Raw genomic sequence first — 15,740 nt, 5'->3', positions numbered from 1 at the left:
GCTGCCTACTGGTGTGCGTGCGGGCGGGACGCCTCGGCGAGCAGCCCCTCGCAGGAGCGCACCACGATCCGCGCGGCCTCCGCAGAGGCCCGCCCGGTCAGCGGGCTCTCCGCCCGTCGCCGCCAGCGGCGCAGCGCCTCGGAGGCGGCGTCGTGGACCTCGCGCGGGCCCGCGGCGCCGTCGAGCCCCAGCCGGGCCGACGCCGAGCCGCCCTCGCCGCCGAGCAGCCGTTCGGCGTCGGCGAGCGCCTCCGGCGGGAACACGATCTTCCCGGCGCGCAGGTCGGCCAGGGCCCGCAGCTCCACGAACTCGTGCGCCCCGGCCAGGATCCGCTCCACCTCGGCACGCAGCGCGGCCGTCGCCGGGCGGGGCTCACGGGTCAGCACGAGGTCGACGGCGAGCAGCGCGGAGCGGGCCTTGAGCAGGTCGCGGCGCTCGGAGAACTGGGTGTCGAGCACCGAGCGCAGCTCGTCGAGTCCGGAGCGGCGTACCAGGTCGTCGGCCAGCGCGGTCGGGTCCTTCACGCCCTGGCGGATCAGCGTGGTCCCGAGCCGGACGCCGAACAGGCCGAACCGCTCCAGTAGCGCGATCCGAGTGGCGGCGTCGGGCCGGTCGAGGTCGGTGCGTCCGAACCGGTCGGCCGACAGCAGCAGCGCCTCCACGTCGCCACGCGGGAGCGCGGCGAGCTCGGTGAGCGCGACGTACTCGTCCTGCCGCATGGTGCGGGCGGTCTCGGCGAGCAGCCCGGCGACGGCGACGACGGTCTGGCACAGCCCCCGCAGCTTGTCGTCGCCGCGGTAGCGCCGCGCGATCCGGCGCGCCGAGATCAGCGCGTCGAGCCGGCCGACGCCGATCTCGTCGGCGCGCGAGAGCACCGCGATGGTGTTCACCGGGGTCGCGCGGGCGACGCCGCGGTCGTGGAAGGCCTCCAGGAACCGCACGTCACCGGCGTGCAGGTGACGCATCAGGTAGACGACGGCGTCGGCGGGCGACGGGGTGTCCTCCGGCGTGAGGAACTCCCCGGCCCGGCCGGCCGCGTCGGCGGTCAGCGACCCGATGCCGGGGGTGTCGATCAGGTTGGTGCGGCGCAGGTGCTGCGACGGCCAGTCGACGTGCAGCCGGTCGACGTCCTCCACCCGGGCGCCCTGCAGATCGATCTGCAGTGCGCCGTCGCGGCGGGCCAGGGTGAGCGGACGGTCGGCGCCGGAGCGCAGGTGCATCCGCACGCCCGGGGCGGGGGCGTCGGCGTACCAGGTGACGATGCGGGTGCACTCGCCCGCGTCGGTGGGTGCGATCCGCTCGCCGACCAGGGCGTTGAGCAGGGTGGACTTGCCGGCCTTGACCTTCCCGGCGATCGCGACGCGCAGCGGCTCGTCGAACCGGTCCAGGTGGTGGCGCAGCCAGCCCGCGGCCTGCGGGGAGTCGCCGTAGGCGTCCAGGGTCCGGCGCAGCAGCGCGCGGGTCTGCTCGGTCAGCGCGCTCACGCCGGACCACCGGAGCCCACGGCCGCGGCCAGCGCCCTGGCCCGCTCGGCGAGGCCGGTCACCCGCTCCAGCTCGGCCTCCAGGTCCGCGACGCGCTGCTGACGCTCGGCGTCGTCCTTCAGGGCGGTCTGCGCGGCCGCGACCGACTCCTTCAGCGCCTCGGACAGCTCGTCGGCGACGGTGGTGAAGTGGTCGCGCAGGTCGCGCAGGTCGCGCTGGATGCGGCGCAGGTTGTCCCGGGAGTCCTTGCCGACCTGGAAGGTGACCTCGTCGATGTGCCGGCGCACGGCGTTCTTCGACTCGGCCTGGCGGCGCTGCTTCAAGCGCTTCTTCTCGTCGCGCACGGTCTTGGCGCCGAACAGCAGACCCGCACCGACCGAGAGCGGGTTGAGCAGGGCGATCCCGGCGAAGGTGGAGGCGAGACCGAACATCAGCATGCCGCCGTAACCGCCGCGGGCGCCGACGAACAGCTTCTGCCCGATGCCGAACTTCTCGTCCGCGGGCATCTCCAGCGGGTCGACGAGCCCGGCCACCGAGCCGCCCGCGACCCGCAGCTCGGGCAGGGTCACGTCGACGGCCTCGGCGAAGTGCTCGGCCACCTGCTCGGCCAGCCAGCGTGCCCGCTCGGTCGTCCACACGAAGTTCTGTGCGACGGCGTGGGCCACCTGCTTGTGGAACCACTCGGCGAACTGGTCCCAGATGTCGGCCGGGTCGGCGTCCTCCAGGAGCTGCTCGGCGTCGCGGGAGACCGCGCGCAGCCGGTCGCGCAGGTCGTACTCGATGTCGGCGATGAGGTCGGCGACGCCGTCGGTCAGCGTGGTCTGCCAGCGCGCGGAGCGCTGGCGCAGCCCGTCGACGCGCGACCGCGCGGCCTCCAGCTCGCGGGCGAGCTGACCGGCCTTCTCCGGGTCGTTCTGCGACATCAGCTCGGCCCGCATCGTGGCTTCCAGGGCCTGGCAGGTGACGAGGACGTCCTGGCTGGTGGAGCGGCGGTCCAGGTCGTCCGCGGCACCGACGACCTTGCGCAGCAGGAAGCTGGTGAGCGCCTGGAAGCCGGACTCGGCGATGAGGTCGAGGTCCTGGGTGCGGGCCGCGTGCAGCCGCAGCGCGGAGGAGACCGGCAGCAGCTCGGCATCGATCCGGGCGGTGCGCAGGTGACGCTCGTCGAGCTCGACGATCCGCCGCCAGTGCGGGTACAGGTCGGTCTTGGTGACGATGCAGGCGACGTTCGGGCACAGCTTGCGCGCGGCCTGCAGGAACTCCAGCTCGGGGGCGGTGTACTCCTGGCTGGCGTCGGAGACCAGCAGCACCGCGTCCGCGGTGGGCAGCGCCGACATCGTCGCGGCGCCGTGCGCGGACCCGAGCCCGCCGACGCCGGGGGTGTCGACCAGGGCCAGCCCGCTCTGCAGGAGCTTGCGGGGCAGCGTGACCTCGGCGCGGGTGAGCCGGGCCCGGTTGCCGGGGTTGCCGGCCTCGGAGACGTGCTCGGCGAGCTGGTCGAGCCCGACGACGGTCCGCTCGGCCTTCTCGGTCGCCACGCCGTCGGGCCCGGGGGCCTCGCGCACGAGGGTCACCGACGTCTCCTCGCCGAAGCGCACGAGCGTCGGCACGGCGGTGGCGATGTCGTCGTCGACGGGGCACACGGTGGCGTTGACCAGCGCGTTCACCAGCTGGCTCTTGCCCTGCTTGAACTCGCCGACGACCAGCACCCGCACGACCGGGTCGGTCAGCCGCGCCTTCGTCTGCCGCAGCCGCGGCGCCAGGTCGGGGCGGTCGTAGGCAGTGACCGCCTTGAGGGCGAGGTCGACGAGCGCGACCGCCTCCGGCACTGCCACGACCGCTCCCCCCAGATACGTCGCGGACGGTGCCCGGCGGCATCCGTCACGTCCTCGTCATGGATACACGAACGGTGACGGCCCCGGTCACCCACGGGGTGGGTGGCCGGGGCCGTCGGTCCGGGCGGTCGAACCTGCTCCTCCGCCCGGAGCAGTGCGGTGGGTCAGCGGTGGGTCAGAGGCCCACGTGGACGTCGGTGGAGACGTCGTTGTGCGACAGCACGTCGGTGTGGCTGTGGTTGTCCACATCGGTGTCGGTGTGCTGGCTCGCGTCGGTGTTGAACGAGTCGTCGATGTCGGTCGAGGTGTGCGTCTCGGTGTGGGTCTTGTTGAACGAGTCGGTCGCGTCGTTCGAGCCCGTGGCGGTGCCACCGACGGCCGCGGCGCCACCGTGGTCGGCGGAGATGTCGCCGGTCTTGGTGGCCGAGCCGGAACCGAAGGCGGAGGTGTTGTCGTCGCCCTTCACCACGTTGTTGTCGTCGCCCACGATGTTGTCGTGGCCGGTGGTGACGGTCGAGTCGCGGATGTCGTCGCCGGCGGCCACCGAGCCGTCGCCGGACGCGACGACCGACTTGGTGTCGATCGACTGCTTGAAGTCGCCGCCGCCGGTGTCGATGTTCTGGTTCACCGAGTTGTCGACGATGGTGTCGCGGTCGTCGACGTTGTAGGTGTAGTGGTTGTTGGTCACGTACTTGTCGATGTACTTGACCGGGTCCTCGCCGTGGTGCACGGGCGGCGGGGGCGGGGTGTGGTGGTGGCCGCCGTGGCCGCCGCCGGTGTTGTAGTCGCGGTCGAAGGACACGTCGTCGTTGTCCTGGGCCAGGACCAGCGCGTCGCGGACGTCGTCGGCGGAGACCTCGGAGAGGCCGCACTGGGCGAGGACACCGTGCGGGTCCTCCTTGAACTCGGCCAGGGCCTTGGGGTCCTTCAGCAGGTCCAGGATGAACTGGATCAGCGACTTCTCGACGGACATGGCGATCTCCTCTGCGGGTGCCGCCGGGCTCGCGCGCTCGGCGGAGGGTTCGGGTGGTGAGGGAGGTGGTGACCGGGCCGGGGTCGGGGGCGTCCCGGCCCGGTCACCGGGCGGTGCGGTGGGTCAGCCGACGGCGAGGTCGATGCCGTTGTGCGACGCGATGTCGGTGTGGCTGTGGTCGTCGATCGACGTGTGGGTCTCGGTGCTGGCGTCGAGGTTCCCGGAGTCGTGGATCTCGGTGTTCTCGTGGGTCTCGGTCCAGGTCTTGTTGAACGAGTCGGTCGCGTCGTGCGAGCCGGTCGCGTTGCCGCCGATGGAGACCGCGCCGCCCTTGTCGGCGGAGATGTCGCCGGTCTTGGTGGCCGAGCCGGAACCGAAGGCGGAGGTGTTGCCGTCGCCCTTGACCACGTTGTTGCCGTCGCCCACGACGTTGCCGTTGCCGGTCGTGATGGTGGAGCCGTCGATGTCACCGCCGGCGGCCACCGCGCCGTCACCGGAGGCGGTGGTCGACCGGATGTCGATGTCCTGGTCGAAGTCGCCGCCGTGGGTGTTGATGTGCTGGTTCACGGAGTTGTCGACGATGGTGTCGCGGTCGTCGATGTTCTCGGTGTGCCAGACGTCCTTGACGTGCACGTTCTCGTGGGAGGCGGCGGCCTTGTGGCCGTGGTCGCCCTTGCCCTCGCTCCAGCCGCCCTTGTCGCCGCCCCAGTTGAAGCCGGTGTCGTAGTGGCGGTCGAAGGACACGGTGTCGTTGTCCTGCGCGATGACCAGCGCGTCGCGGACGTCCTCCGGGGACAGGTCGGCGAGGCCGTAGTGCTGCAGGACCGCGTTCGGGTTGTCGTTGAACCAGTCGCGGACCTGGATGCTCTCGGAGCCGCTGCCGAGCAGGAGCTTGATGAAGTCGATCAGCGAGATGTCGTGTGCAGCCATGTCGGCCTCCGGAGTCGCTCGGGGGGGGGTGACCGGTCCGTCGGCGACGACCGGTGTTGACGACGAAAGCTAGGGGTGCCGGGCCGCCCGGCCATCGGGGATCGCTCCGGGTCCGTCGGGGGGCCGTTAGGGGATCGGTCCCCCACTTCGTTCCGCTGCGCGGCACCGGCTAACGCCGGAGCGGCCCCCGCCGATGGGTCGGGGAGAGGACCACGCCGGCGTGCCGGTTCGACGAGGGGGGAGCAGTGGTGTCGTACCTGCTCGGGATCGATCTGGGGGCCACCTCGGTGACCGCGGCCGTGCTGCGCACGGGTGGTGCCGCGGAGTCCGTCCGGCTGGGCGGCCGCGACGGGAGCGACGTGCTCCCCGCGGTGCTCGTCGCGACGCCCGGGGGCGACCTGCTCTGTGGTGAGCCCGCCCGTCGCCGGGCCCCGGCCGAGCCGGACCGTGTCGCACGCGGCTTCCTCGACCGGGTCGGGGACCCGACACCGCTGTCGCTGGGCGGCTTCGCCTACGCGGCCGAGGACCTGTGCGCCCGGCTGGTGCGCGTCCTGGTCGACGAGGTGTCCACCCGGCACGGTGGCCCGCCGTCCCGGATCGGCGTCACCTGCCCGGTGGGCTGGGGCCGGCACAAGCGGGACCTGCTGGCCGCCGCCCTGCGCCGCCGCGGGCTGACCGTCTCGCTGGTGACCGCGCCGCAGGCCGTCGCGCTCGCCCACCGCACCGTCGTGCCGGCCGGGGGGCCGCTCGCCGTCGTCGACCTGGGGGGCAACGGGACCACCGCGACCGTGCTGGCCGCGGCCGCACCCGGGGTGCTGCCCGACGCCGTCGGCCGCACGCTGACCTGCCGGACCGGTGGCGCCGACGTCGACGACGCGGTGTTCGCCTTCGTCCAGTCCTCCTCCCCGGCCACGGCCGCCGCGTTCGACGCGCTCGACCCCGACGACCCGCGGACCGTGGCCGCTCTGACCTCCCTGCGCGACGAGTGCCGCGCCGCCAAGCAGCTGCTGTCCCGGGACACGGTCGCGACCGTCCCGGTGGAGCTGCCCGGCCTGCGAACCGCGGTCCGCATCCACCGCTCCGACCTCGACGAGCTCACCCGCCCGCTGCTCGAGCCGGTCACCGACCTGGTGCAGGACGTCGTGGCCGCCGCCCCGGACGCCGAGGTGCTGCTCGCCGGCGGCGCCGCACGGATGCCGGTCGTGGTGCAGGCGGTCTCGGCGGCACTGGGCCGCCCGGTCGCCGTCGTCGCGGACCCGGTGGCCGACGCCGCCCGGGGCGCCGCGCTGGCCGTCGCGCCGGGCGCCGGGACCTCTTGGCCCGGTGTGCGGATGGTGCCGCTGGCCGGTGTCCCCACTCCCCGCGAGCCCGTCGACCCGGCCGGGCGCAGCCCCTGGGACCGGCCCGGGCCGGACACCGTCGATCGCGCCGGCAGCACCGACCGCACCGACCGGACCACCCCGGCGTGGCCGACCCGCGGTGAGCGGGAGCGGACCGCACGGACCGAGGCGCCCGCCGCGGACCGCACGGCCGTCGCCCTGCTCGACCCGGAGCCGCCGACCGGCCCGCTGACCGCGGTCCCCCGCACCCGTACGGCCCAGCCCCCCGCCCCCGCACGGCCGTCGGTCCTCGGGGCCGGACGGGTGACCGCCCCGGCCATCGCCCGCCCGGAGCGTCCCGCGCCGGACACCCTGGTCACCCGGGACGCCCCCGCCGGCGCGGCCCGCCGCGGCGTGGTCACCCGGCAGCGCCTGATGGTCGGTGCCGGTGGCCTCGCCGGTGCCGCCGCCATCGCGGGTGCGCTGCTGTTCTGGCCCACGACGAGCCCGGGGATCGGTGAGCTGAGCGCGGCCCCCGTGCTGAGCTCACCGGCCGTCGCACCGGCTCCGGTCGCTCCGGGGGCCGCCCCGGCGCCCGGCGCCGCGTCCGGCCCGGTCGCGGGCGCCCCCGTGGGTGGGACGCGCGCCGGCGCCTCGGGTGGCGCGGCCACCGGGGGCGTCGCGGCCCGCCCCGCCGCGGGTGCCGCTGCGCCGGCCGCGCCCGGCGCCCCGGCTCCGGCCGCGCCTGCCCCGGCTGCTCCGGCTCCGGCCGTGCCGTCCGCCCCAGTGGTGTCGCCCCCGCCGGCCACGTCGCCGCCGGCGACCAGCACGAGCCCGAACACGCCGGCGGAGGGCACGTCCGATCCGGCCACCCCGCCGGTCACCACCCCGCCCGCCACCGCCCCGACCACCCCGGCCCCGGGCCCGACCACGACGGCTCCCGCGCCGTCGTCGAGCGTCGCTCCGGCAGCCGCGTGATCATCCTGGGGGACAAGGAAATCGATCACCGATCACGCTGTGCGCTGCGACGACAGCGCGGAGTGACCCCCACCCCGTCCCGCCCGGACCCCGGGGCGGGATGATTCGGACCGCCGGGCCGGCGTGGACACGGGAGCCCCCACGCCGGCTCGGCCCCATGCGGGAATGCGATACGGCCGCGCCCGAAGGTGTGAGCGCGACCGCGTCGCGCCGCCCGTCTCCACCCCCTCCGACGTGGTAAAACCGTGGTCGTCACGGTTCGGGGGCACGGGTGAGAGGGGCGCGTGGTGACGCGGTTGGCGGGGGCGGTCATCGGCATGGCAGCGGGTGCGTTGGTGCTCGCCTATGTCGTGGTGGGCTGGCCGATCCTGGTGGTCGGCGGGCCGCTGCTGGTGGGGGTGGCCCTGATGGTCGGCGTCCTGGTCCTCACCGAGCGCCCGCGGGCCGTGCTGGCGCAGCGCCGGGCCGTCCAGGCAGGCACGTCTCCCTGGCAGGCCGCCGCCGACACGCGTGACGAGCAGCCCGGCCGCGGGCTGATGAGCGGCTTCTTCGAGATGCCCGCGGCGCTGCCCGAGCAGCGGCCCGCCCCGTCGGACGCCCGCCCGGCCGGCACCCGGTAGCAGTACGTCACAATCGGCCGGTGCCGATCTTCCCGCGTGCCGCCCGTGACCTGACCCGGGCCCGCCCGTGCTGATCGGGATGTTCTTCGCGGTGCTCGCGATGCTCTGCAGCACCGTCGCCGCCATCCTCCAGGCCGACGCGGCCAACCAGGGCGGGCGCACCAGCGCGGTCCTGGCCCGGCCCCGGTTCGTCGGCGGGATCGGGATGGACCTCGTGACCTGGCTCTGCATGGTCGTGGCGCTGCAGTACATCCCCATCTTCGCGGTGCAGGCCACGCTCGCCGGGGCCATCGCGATGACGGCCCTGTACGCCCGCTACTTCCGCGGCGAGTGGCTGCGGCCGGTGCACCGGCTGGCGATCGGCGCCAGCATCCTCGGGCTCGCGTTCGTCGCCGGCAGCGCGGGGACCGAGCGCAAGCAGGCACTGACCGGCCACGGCACGACCGTGGCCGTCCTGATCGCGGCGCTCGTGGTGTTCATGGGGGCGACGCTGGCGGTCACCAACTCGACCAAGCCGTGGCCGTCGGCGGTGCTCGCCGGGCTCGGGCTGGGCGGCGGCTCGGTCTGCATCCGCGCGATGCACGTGTCCGAGGGGGTCGACCTGGCCGGTCTGCTGCGCGAGCCGCTGGTCTACATCCTGGTCGGCATGGCGCTGACCGGCCTGTACAACTACGCCCGCGCGCTGCAGCTCGGCGACGTCTCCACGGTGACCGCGCTCTACATGGTCACCCAGGTCGTCGTGCCCGGTCTGGTCGGCATCACGCTGCTCGACGACACCGTCCGCCCCGGTCTGTGGTGGCTGCTGCTGCTCGGGCTGGCGCTCGTCGTCTACGGCACCTCGATCCTGGCGCGACGCCGTCCGGAGAAGCGGACTCCTCCGCGGGTGGCCTAGTTTCGGCTCATGCCCTCCTTCGAGCGCCCCGGCGTGACACTGCACTACGAGGAGCACGGCACGGGCTTCCCGGTCCTGCTGCTCGCCCCGGGCGGCATGAACTCGACGATCGCGGCCTGGGACAACGCTCCCTGGAACCCGGTCACCCACCTCGCCCAGCGGTACCGCGTCATCGCGATGGACCAGCGCAACGCCGGGTCCTCGGTCGCCGACATCCACGGCGACGACGGCTGGGACACCTACACCGCCGACCAGCTGGCCCTGCTGGACCACCTCGGCGTCTCCGAGTGCGCGGTGCTCGGCATGTGCATCGGCGGCGCCTACATCGCGAACCTGCTGGTCACCGAGCCGCAGCGGATCCGGGCCGCGGTCGCGCTGCAGCCCATCGGCCGTGCCGACAACCAGCACCTGTTCGAGAAGAGCTTCGAGAGCTGGCGCGCCGGGATCGAGGCCGACCACCCCGGGGTCCCCGACGACGACTGGGCCGCGTTCCGCACGAACATGTGGGGCGGCGGCGGGATGCTGTACTCCGTTCCCGACGAGGCGCTCGCCCACGTCACGACGCCGTGGCTGGTGCTCATGGGGACCGACGCCTTCCACCCGGAGCCGGTGTCGCGCCGGCTCGCCGAGCTCGCACCGGGCGCGGAGCTGGTGGAGCAGTGGAAGGTCGAGCCGCACGTCGCCGACGGCCGCGCCGCCGTCGACCGGTTCCTCGCCACCCACCTGGTCTGATTCCTCCACGACGGCGGGCACCCACTGCCCCGCCGTCGGTGGTGCGCCGGCACGACGGTTGAGTCAGGATCGTCGTCGTGCGTTACGTGGTGATCGGGGCAGGGGCGGTCGGCGGGACGATCGCGGCGCGGCTGCACGCGGCGGGGCGGGAGGTCGTCGCCGTCGCCCGGGGCGCGCACCTCGACGCGATCCGCGAGCACGGGCTGCGCCTGGACACCCCGGACGGGTCGACCACCCATCCGGTGGAGGCCGTGAGCACGGTCGCCGAGGCCCGCCCCACCCCCGACGACGTCGCGATCCTCGCCGTCAAGTCGCAGGACACCCCGCCGCCGCTGGCCGCGCTGCTCAAGGCGGCCCCCGGGATCACCGTGGCGTGCGCGCAGAACGGCGTCGCCAACGAGCGCCTCGCCGCGCGTCGCACCGACCGGGTGCAGGCGATGCTGGTGATCCTGCCCGCCGAGCACTACGAACCGGGTGTCGTCGTCGCGTCGTCGTCGCCGGTCCCGGGTGTGCTCGACGTCGGCCGGTTCCCCTCCGGGGTCGACGCCACCACCGAAGCGATCGTCGCCGACCTCACCGCGGCCGGGTTCTCCTCCCGCGCCGACCCGGACGTGATGGCCGCGAAGTACGGCAAGCTGCTCACGAACCTGGCCAACGCGGTCGACGCGATCTGCGGGCTCGACGACCCGGACGCCCCCCGCCTCGTCGAGGCCGCGACCGCGGAGGGCCACGCCGTGCTCGCCGCGGCCGGGATCACCGCCAGGACCGGCGACGACGACCGCGTCCGCCGGGAGGGCATCATCACCGAGCGGCCGGTCGCGGGTGCGACGCGGCGGGGCTCGTCGTCGTGGCAGAGCCTCCGGCGCGGTTCCGGTTCCATCGAGGCCCGGTACCTCAACGGCGAGATCGTGGCCCTGGGCGCGGCGCACCGGATCGCGACCCCGGTCAACACCGAGCTGATGCGGGTGGCCGAGGAGATGGCCGCGGCCGGGGAGCAGCCGGCCTCGCGGTCCGGGGCCGATCTGCTGTGACGGCCTATCCGCTCGACGTGGCGCGGCCCGCGTTCCTCGACACGCTCGACGGGCTGTCCGCGCTGCTCGACCACGTCGACGACACCGACCTGCACGCTCGCAGCCGCTGTCACGGCTGGCTCGCCGCCGACGTCCTCGCGCACCTGCACCTGGGCCTGGTCGAGATGCTCGCCGGGTTCCCCGCCCGCACCGACCGTCCCGCCGACGCCGACCTCGCGACCTACTGGACCGCACCGCCGCCCGGGTCCGAGCAGCCGGGCTGGGCGCACGAGCGCTTCGCCCGCGCCGTCGCCGCGGCCTACGCCCGCCCGACCGGTCAGGTCGCCCACGTCGCGACGACCGTGCGCGGGCTGCGCCGGCTCGTCGCCGACCTCGAGCGGCCCTACCGGCTGGAGTTCCAGGGGGTCGTCCTCGACGTCGGCGACTTCGTCGCGACCTGGGTGGTGGAGGTCGTGGTGCACCACCTCGACATGACCGTCGTGCTGCCGGACGCGCCCACGCCGCCGGCGTCCGGGCTCGCGGTGGTGCGGGAGACGGTGCTGCGCCTGGCCGGGGACGCCGCCGTCGCGGGGTGGGAGGACGACACGGCGCTCGCGCTGGCCGCCACCGGGCGGGAGCCGGGCATGACGCCCGTCCTGGGCTAGCAGGTGATGCCGGTCGTCCCCACGCCCGTGACCGGGAATTCTCTCGGCCCCGCGCCCGTCCGCGCCTACCGTCGACCCATGACGTCCGACGCGCACGGAACCGAGATCCGCACCCTCGCCGAGCTGCAGCAGATCACCGGGCAGCCGATCGCACCCGCCCTGGCGAAGGAACGCGACCACCTCGTGGACGTGCACCGCGCCTGGCTGGCGGCGTCCCGGTTCCTGCTGCTGGCGACGTCGGGCCGGGACGGCACCTGCGACGTCTCGCCGAAGGGCGACCCGGCCGGGTTCGTGCACGTCGTCGACGACCGCACGGTCGCGATCCCCGAGCGTCCCGGCAACGGTCGTGTCGACGGCTGGCGCAACGTCCTGGAGAACCCGCACGTCGGCGTCATCCTGCTGGTGCCGGGGCGCAACGACACGTTGCGCATCAACGGCCGGGCCCGCCTCGTCCGCGACGCGCCCTACTTCGACGAGCTCGCCGTGAAGGGCCGACGGCCGCTGCTCGCCTGCGAGGTCGCGATCGAGCAGATCTACTTCCACTGCCCCAAGGCGTTCCTGCGCTCCGAGCTGTGGGCGACGGAGAGCTGGCCCGCGCCGGACGCGCTGCCCTCCACCGCGCAGCTCGCCAAGCGGCTCGCCCGCCCCGACGAGCCGCTGGAGAAGATCGAGGAGTACTACGGCGCCGGCTACGCGGCCCGACTCTACTGAGGGTCGCGCAGGTTACATCGAAACCCCAGGTCAACCCCTGCACAATGGGGAGACGTGACACCCCCCGTCCCGCCGCTGCGGCGGTCCCTGCGCGCCCTGCTGTTTGCCGTTCTCACCGCGCTCGCGATCCCGGTCGCGCTCGCGGCGGGTGCCGCGCTGCCACTGGCCGCGGTGGTCGCGGGGATCGTGCTGGCGGTGGTGGTCGCAGGGGTGGCCCGCACCCTGTCCTGGGTGGCCGGGGAGCCGATCGGCGAGCGGGCCACGGTGCTGGCCGTGGCCAGCGGCCTCGGCGCCGGGATCGCGGCGATCACCCTGGGTGTGGTCGCGGTGTTCGCGGGTCCCGCGGTGCTCGTGCTCGTCCCGCTGCTCACCGGGGCCGGGATGGTGACCTGGTGGGTCGCCCGCCGCGACGCGCCGCCCGCGCTCTGACCCCGTCGTCCCCGTCCAGGGGGAGCGGAGGGAGGGCACCGAAAGGTGCAGATGCGGCAGTATCACGGTGGTGTCCACAGCCCACGCCGCCGCCACCGTCATGGACGCGCCGGCATCGGCAGCATTCGAGCTGTTGCGCGACCCGGCGATGCATCGGCACTTCGACGGGTCGGCGATGGTCGGAGAGCCGACCACCGCCGAGATCCTGTCCGGCGTCGGTCAGGTCTTCACAATGAACATGACCTACATCGACGGCGACACCGTTGAGCACTATCTGTCCGACAACATCCTGACGATGTTCGACCTGAATCGAACCATCGCGTGGACCACGGCCGTTCACGGTGGCTCGCCGCTCGGCTGGACGTGGCGATACGACCTCGCGCCGACCGGTGATGGGACGCAGGTGCGTCTGACCTACGACTGGTCCGACGCACCCGCTGCCACCATCCGCAGGTTCGGTGTTCCCCTCGTCGGCCCCGATCGGCTCGCTGAATCGCTCCGCTTGTTGGCGGCGCTCTGTGCCTCGGCGCAGTGATCTGGTATTGCTATAGGCAGCAGACTCGGACGTCCAGCGAACGCGGGGGCCGTGATTTGAACGATCAGCTGGACTTGTTCACCCCGGAAGATCGGGAGCCACCTTCTAAGCCAGCTGGCGACCGTCCTGTAAAGATGCGGGTTCTGGTCACTGAGGTGTTCTCAGTAGCGGGGTGGCAGGTCGTGGCGACACGCCGAGGGTGGTGAGATGAGCGGGAACGGGGCAGGACCCCGGTAGATCGGTTCGGTCCAGCACAGATCGACACCGTCACCGAGGTCCTGCATGTCTGATCCTGTCACCTACACCGCTGTCCTCCCGATCGGGGAGCGCACCGTGGCCTATCTGGCGCGGCTCCTGGTCCTTCAACGCCGTCGACGTGGCACCCGGCGGCGGGCGTTGACCCCGTTCGCCCAGGCAGTGCTGGTGATCCGCTGGTTCTGTGATGCTACCCGGGTCCGATGTTTGGCCGGTGACAACGCGATCAGCACTGCAACGGCCTACCGTTACCTGCACGAAGGCATCGACGTCCTCGCCGCGGCCGCACCCGGCCTGCACGGAGCCCTGCTCGCCGCCCGCACAGCCGGGCACACCCACGTGAATCTCGACGGCACCCTGATCGCCACCGACCGGTGCCGCGCGCTCGGCCTCACCCCCGGGGTCGACCTGTGGTGGTCGGGCAAGCACCGCCGCCACGGCGGGAACATCCAGGTCCTCACCGCACCTGATGGATGGCCGCTATGGACCAGCGACGTGCGGCCGGGCCGCGAGCACGACACCCGCTGCGCCCGTACCCACCCCGGGCTGCTCGAGGGCCTGGCCGCGTTCACCGACGACACCCACGCCGCGCTGGGCGACCTCGGCTACGAAGGCGAAGCCGACCGGCTCACCGTGCCCATCAAACCCGTCCCCGGCCGCGGGCAGACGGTCAACCAGCGCACCGTCAACACCCTGCACTCAGCCCTTCGTGCTCTGGCCGAACGCGGAAACGCCCTGCTCAAGACCACCTTCGCCGCGTTGCGGCGAGTCACGCTATGTCCCTGGCGCACCGGCGCGATCACCGCAGCTGCGCTCGTACTACTCCACACCGAGTACGACCGCACGACATGATCAACCCGCTACTGAGAACACCTCACTGAGTTCCGCGACGCCATGCGCGACCGGCAGGACGACATGCGCGAGCAGAACATCCGGGCTGCAACGCCATCGGTGGCGACGCCGGTGGAGCTGCTGGTGATCGACGAGATGGCGATGCTCACCGCCTACGGCGACCGCTCATCCGTCCGCACCGCCCTCGGGCTGCTGGCGGAGGTCATGACGCAGGGCAGGGCCTCGCTGTTCTCTGTGCACGGCTACCTGCAGGAGCCCAGCAAGGACGTCGTCGACGTGCGGGAGCTGTTCACGCAGCGGATCTGCCTCGGCGTCACCGCCGCGAGCCACGTCGACATGGTGCTCGGTGAAGGTGCACGGGAGCGGGGTGCGCTGGCCGACGAGATCCCCGGCGACGCCCGCCACGCCGGGATCGGGTTCGTCATCGACCGCGGCTCACGGCTGCCGGTCCGGTTCCGCGCCGCCTACGTCAGCGACGACGACATCACCGAGCTCGTCGCCCGGTGCACGCCGCCGCCGGACGCCGACGTGATCACCATCGACGGACGGGACGTGGCCTGATGCGCACCACGACGCTGTGGGCCCTGGCGATGTGGGCCAAGACGACCCTGCTGCTCGCGCTGCTCGTCGGCGCCGCCTGGTGGTGCCTCGGTACCGGCTCCGGCTGGTTCTGGGTCGCGCTCGCCGCTGCCGGGGTCACCGAGTGGTACGTCGTGCGCCAGCTCGCCCGTGAGTGGGCCTGGGAGGCCCGGGCGACCTGGTGGTGGTCGGCATGACCGGCCAGAGCGGCACCGTTCAGGACGCCTTGTTCGGCGACGCGGTCATCGTCGAGAACGCCGAGCATGGCCCGGCCGCCACACAGGACCCGCGCGAGGTCGCCCGGATCGTGGCAGGCGCGCAGGACCCCGGGTTCTTCGTGATCGAGCGCACCGGCCGGGTCATCCAGGCCGATCCTGCCCGGCCCGGGTGCGCCGAGGCTGTCTCCCGGCACGACGGCGACACCGTGGCCCAACTCCTCGACTCCGGACACCTCAAGCTCGGCGGCAACCACCACATCCACCACGCCGGGCAGGAAGGCCCGGCCCGGGCGGTCCTGGTCCCGAAGGCGACCCGGGACATGGTCACCCGGTGGGGCCACCTGCGGCCCGTCCCGGACCCGCGTCCGGCACCCGAGCCGAAGAGGGCCACCGGCCAGGGCGCCAGTGGGGTGATCTGGGTCGACGTCGTTCAGCCGGGTAAGGCGCTGGTCCTGCTCGCCGGGACGAGCCAGGGCGGCACCGTCCTGCGCGAGGCAGGCCGCTACCGGGTCGAGAACGACCACGGCGCCCTCGTCGGCCATGCCTCCACCTACCGGGCCGCCGGGCGGCTGCTGGCCCGCTACTACGGCCACCGCCCGGGCCCGGGCCCGGTCGAGATCGAGCACGAGCACCGCGCCCGCCCCCGCCGGTGACGGCCCGGCCCCGCCGCAGAGCACCCACAGCCCCGGCGGGGCCGGAGCCATCCACCCCACACGCTCATCC

Annotated in this window: 17 protein-coding genes; 13 read left to right on the top strand and 4 right to left on the bottom strand. The window is 73.6% G+C overall.

Features of this window, described 5'->3' with window-relative positions:
- Positions 1 to 5 precede the first annotated feature (5 nt).
- The 4 genes from Ae331Ps2_RS09675 to Ae331Ps2_RS09660 form a co-directional block, all read right to left on the bottom strand.
- Positions 6 to 1,484 (bottom strand): dynamin family protein, encoded by a 1,479-nt coding sequence (locus Ae331Ps2_RS09675; RefSeq protein WP_075309381.1) that lies wholly within the window; start codon positions 1,482 to 1,484, stop codon positions 6 to 8.
- Entirely contained in the window at positions 1,481 to 3,319 is a 1,839-nt protein-coding gene (locus tag Ae331Ps2_RS09670; protein ID WP_075309383.1) for a dynamin family protein, read from the bottom strand. Before Ae331Ps2_RS09670 ends, Ae331Ps2_RS09675 begins: the two co-directional genes overlap by 4 nt.
- 175 nt (positions 3,320 to 3,494) lie before the next feature.
- Complete coding sequence (locus tag Ae331Ps2_RS09665; protein WP_075309385.1) at positions 3,495 to 4,292, bottom strand: IniB N-terminal domain-containing protein; 798 nt, start codon at positions 4,290 to 4,292, stop codon at positions 3,495 to 3,497.
- A 123-nt stretch (positions 4,293 to 4,415) separates the two neighbouring features.
- Positions 4,416 to 5,222: a hypothetical protein gene (locus Ae331Ps2_RS09660; protein ID WP_075309387.1), complete on the bottom strand. Its 807-nt coding sequence runs from the start codon at positions 5,220 to 5,222 to the stop codon at positions 4,416 to 4,418.
- Between the two features lie 248 nt (positions 5,223 to 5,470).
- On the opposite strand from Ae331Ps2_RS09660, the gene Ae331Ps2_RS09655 reads away from it, so the two are divergent.
- The 13 genes from Ae331Ps2_RS09655 to Ae331Ps2_RS09595 all read left to right on the top strand — a co-directional run bounded on the left by Ae331Ps2_RS09655 (position 5,471) and on the right by Ae331Ps2_RS09595 (position 15,670).
- Positions 5,471 to 7,519: an Hsp70 family protein gene (locus tag Ae331Ps2_RS09655; RefSeq protein ID WP_139318885.1), complete on the top strand. Its 2,049-nt coding sequence runs from the start codon at positions 5,471 to 5,473 to the stop codon at positions 7,517 to 7,519.
- A 287-nt stretch (positions 7,520 to 7,806) separates the two neighbouring features.
- On the top strand, positions 7,807 to 8,139 hold the full coding sequence (locus Ae331Ps2_RS09650) for a hypothetical protein (RefSeq protein WP_139319220.1): 333 nt from the start codon (positions 7,807 to 7,809) through the stop codon (positions 8,137 to 8,139).
- A gap of 67 nt (positions 8,140 to 8,206) precedes the next feature.
- The gene (locus Ae331Ps2_RS09645) at positions 8,207 to 9,031 is read left to right on the top strand and encodes a DMT family transporter (protein WP_020623642.1); all 825 of its coding nucleotides are present in this window, start codon (positions 8,207 to 8,209) and stop codon (positions 9,029 to 9,031) included.
- A 9-nt stretch (positions 9,032 to 9,040) separates the two neighbouring features.
- Positions 9,041 to 9,763, top strand: coding sequence for an alpha/beta fold hydrolase (locus Ae331Ps2_RS09640; protein WP_075309391.1), 723 nt, complete (start codon positions 9,041 to 9,043; stop codon positions 9,761 to 9,763).
- Between the two features lie 77 nt (positions 9,764 to 9,840).
- Positions 9,841 to 10,794 (top strand): ketopantoate reductase family protein, encoded by a 954-nt coding sequence (locus Ae331Ps2_RS09635; RefSeq protein WP_075309393.1) that lies wholly within the window; start codon positions 9,841 to 9,843, stop codon positions 10,792 to 10,794.
- Positions 10,791 to 11,438 carry a maleylpyruvate isomerase N-terminal domain-containing protein gene (locus tag Ae331Ps2_RS09630; protein ID WP_075309395.1) on the top strand — a complete coding sequence of 216 codons (648 nt, stop codon included), beginning with the start codon at positions 10,791 to 10,793 and terminating at the stop codon, positions 11,436 to 11,438. The genes Ae331Ps2_RS09635 and Ae331Ps2_RS09630 overlap by 4 nt, the downstream gene beginning before the upstream one ends.
- A 78-nt stretch (positions 11,439 to 11,516) precedes the next feature.
- Complete coding sequence (locus Ae331Ps2_RS09625) at positions 11,517 to 12,149, top strand: pyridoxamine 5'-phosphate oxidase family protein (RefSeq protein ID WP_075309397.1); 633 nt, start codon at positions 11,517 to 11,519, stop codon at positions 12,147 to 12,149.
- 54 nt (positions 12,150 to 12,203) lie between these two features.
- Complete coding sequence (locus tag Ae331Ps2_RS09620; RefSeq protein WP_075309399.1) at positions 12,204 to 12,578, top strand: hypothetical protein; 375 nt, start codon at positions 12,204 to 12,206, stop codon at positions 12,576 to 12,578.
- 70 nt (positions 12,579 to 12,648) lie between these two features.
- Entirely contained in the window at positions 12,649 to 13,113 is a 465-nt protein-coding gene (locus Ae331Ps2_RS09615; RefSeq protein WP_083748384.1) for an SRPBCC domain-containing protein, read from the top strand.
- A 282-nt stretch (positions 13,114 to 13,395) separates the two neighbouring features.
- On the top strand, positions 13,396 to 14,220 hold the full coding sequence (locus Ae331Ps2_RS09610; RefSeq protein WP_075329683.1) for a transposase family protein: 825 nt from the start codon (positions 13,396 to 13,398) through the stop codon (positions 14,218 to 14,220).
- A gap of 42 nt (positions 14,221 to 14,262) precedes the next feature.
- On the top strand, positions 14,263 to 14,781 hold the full coding sequence (locus Ae331Ps2_RS09605) for a hypothetical protein (protein WP_249265622.1): 519 nt from the start codon (positions 14,263 to 14,265) through the stop codon (positions 14,779 to 14,781).
- The gene (locus Ae331Ps2_RS09600) at positions 14,781 to 14,996 is read left to right on the top strand and encodes a hypothetical protein (RefSeq protein WP_075298576.1); all 216 of its coding nucleotides are present in this window, start codon (positions 14,781 to 14,783) and stop codon (positions 14,994 to 14,996) included. The genes Ae331Ps2_RS09605 and Ae331Ps2_RS09600 overlap by 1 nt, the downstream gene beginning before the upstream one ends.
- Positions 14,993 to 15,670 carry a hypothetical protein gene (locus tag Ae331Ps2_RS09595; RefSeq protein ID WP_249265623.1) on the top strand — a complete coding sequence of 226 codons (678 nt, stop codon included), beginning with the start codon at positions 14,993 to 14,995 and terminating at the stop codon, positions 15,668 to 15,670. The genes Ae331Ps2_RS09600 and Ae331Ps2_RS09595 overlap by 4 nt, the downstream gene beginning before the upstream one ends.
- Positions 15,671 to 15,740 lie beyond the last annotated feature (70 nt).

The sequence above is a fragment of the Pseudonocardia sp. Ae331_Ps2 genome (assembly GCF_001932405.1).
Taxonomy (GTDB): Bacteria; Actinomycetota; Actinomycetes; order Mycobacteriales; family Pseudonocardiaceae; genus Pseudonocardia.
The sequence above is the reverse complement of the archived record's forward strand: the minus strand, read 5'-3'. Positions and strand labels throughout refer to the sequence as shown.

Coding starts and splice junctions, on each gene's coding strand:
- Ae331Ps2_RS09665 (WP_075309385.1), bottom strand. CDS start 4,292: ATGTCCGTCGAGAAGTCGCTGATCCAGTTCATCCTGGACCTGCTGAAG.
- Ae331Ps2_RS09660 (WP_075309387.1), bottom strand. CDS start 5,222: ATGGCTGCACACGACATCTCGCTGATCGACTTCATCAAGCTCCTGCTC.
- Ae331Ps2_RS09640 (WP_075309391.1), top strand. CDS start 9,041: ATGCCCTCCTTCGAGCGCCCCGGCGTGACACTGCACTACGAGGAGCAC.
- Ae331Ps2_RS09625 (WP_075309397.1), top strand. CDS start 11,517: ATGACGTCCGACGCGCACGGAACCGAGATCCGCACCCTCGCCGAGCTG.
- Ae331Ps2_RS09610 (WP_075329683.1), top strand. CDS start 13,396: ATGTCTGATCCTGTCACCTACACCGCTGTCCTCCCGATCGGGGAGCGC.
- Ae331Ps2_RS09605 (WP_249265622.1), top strand. CDS start 14,263: ATGCGCGACCGGCAGGACGACATGCGCGAGCAGAACATCCGGGCTGCA.
- Ae331Ps2_RS09600 (WP_075298576.1), top strand. CDS start 14,781: ATGCGCACCACGACGCTGTGGGCCCTGGCGATGTGGGCCAAGACGACC.
- Ae331Ps2_RS09595 (WP_249265623.1), top strand. CDS start 14,993: ATGACCGGCCAGAGCGGCACCGTTCAGGACGCCTTGTTCGGCGACGCG.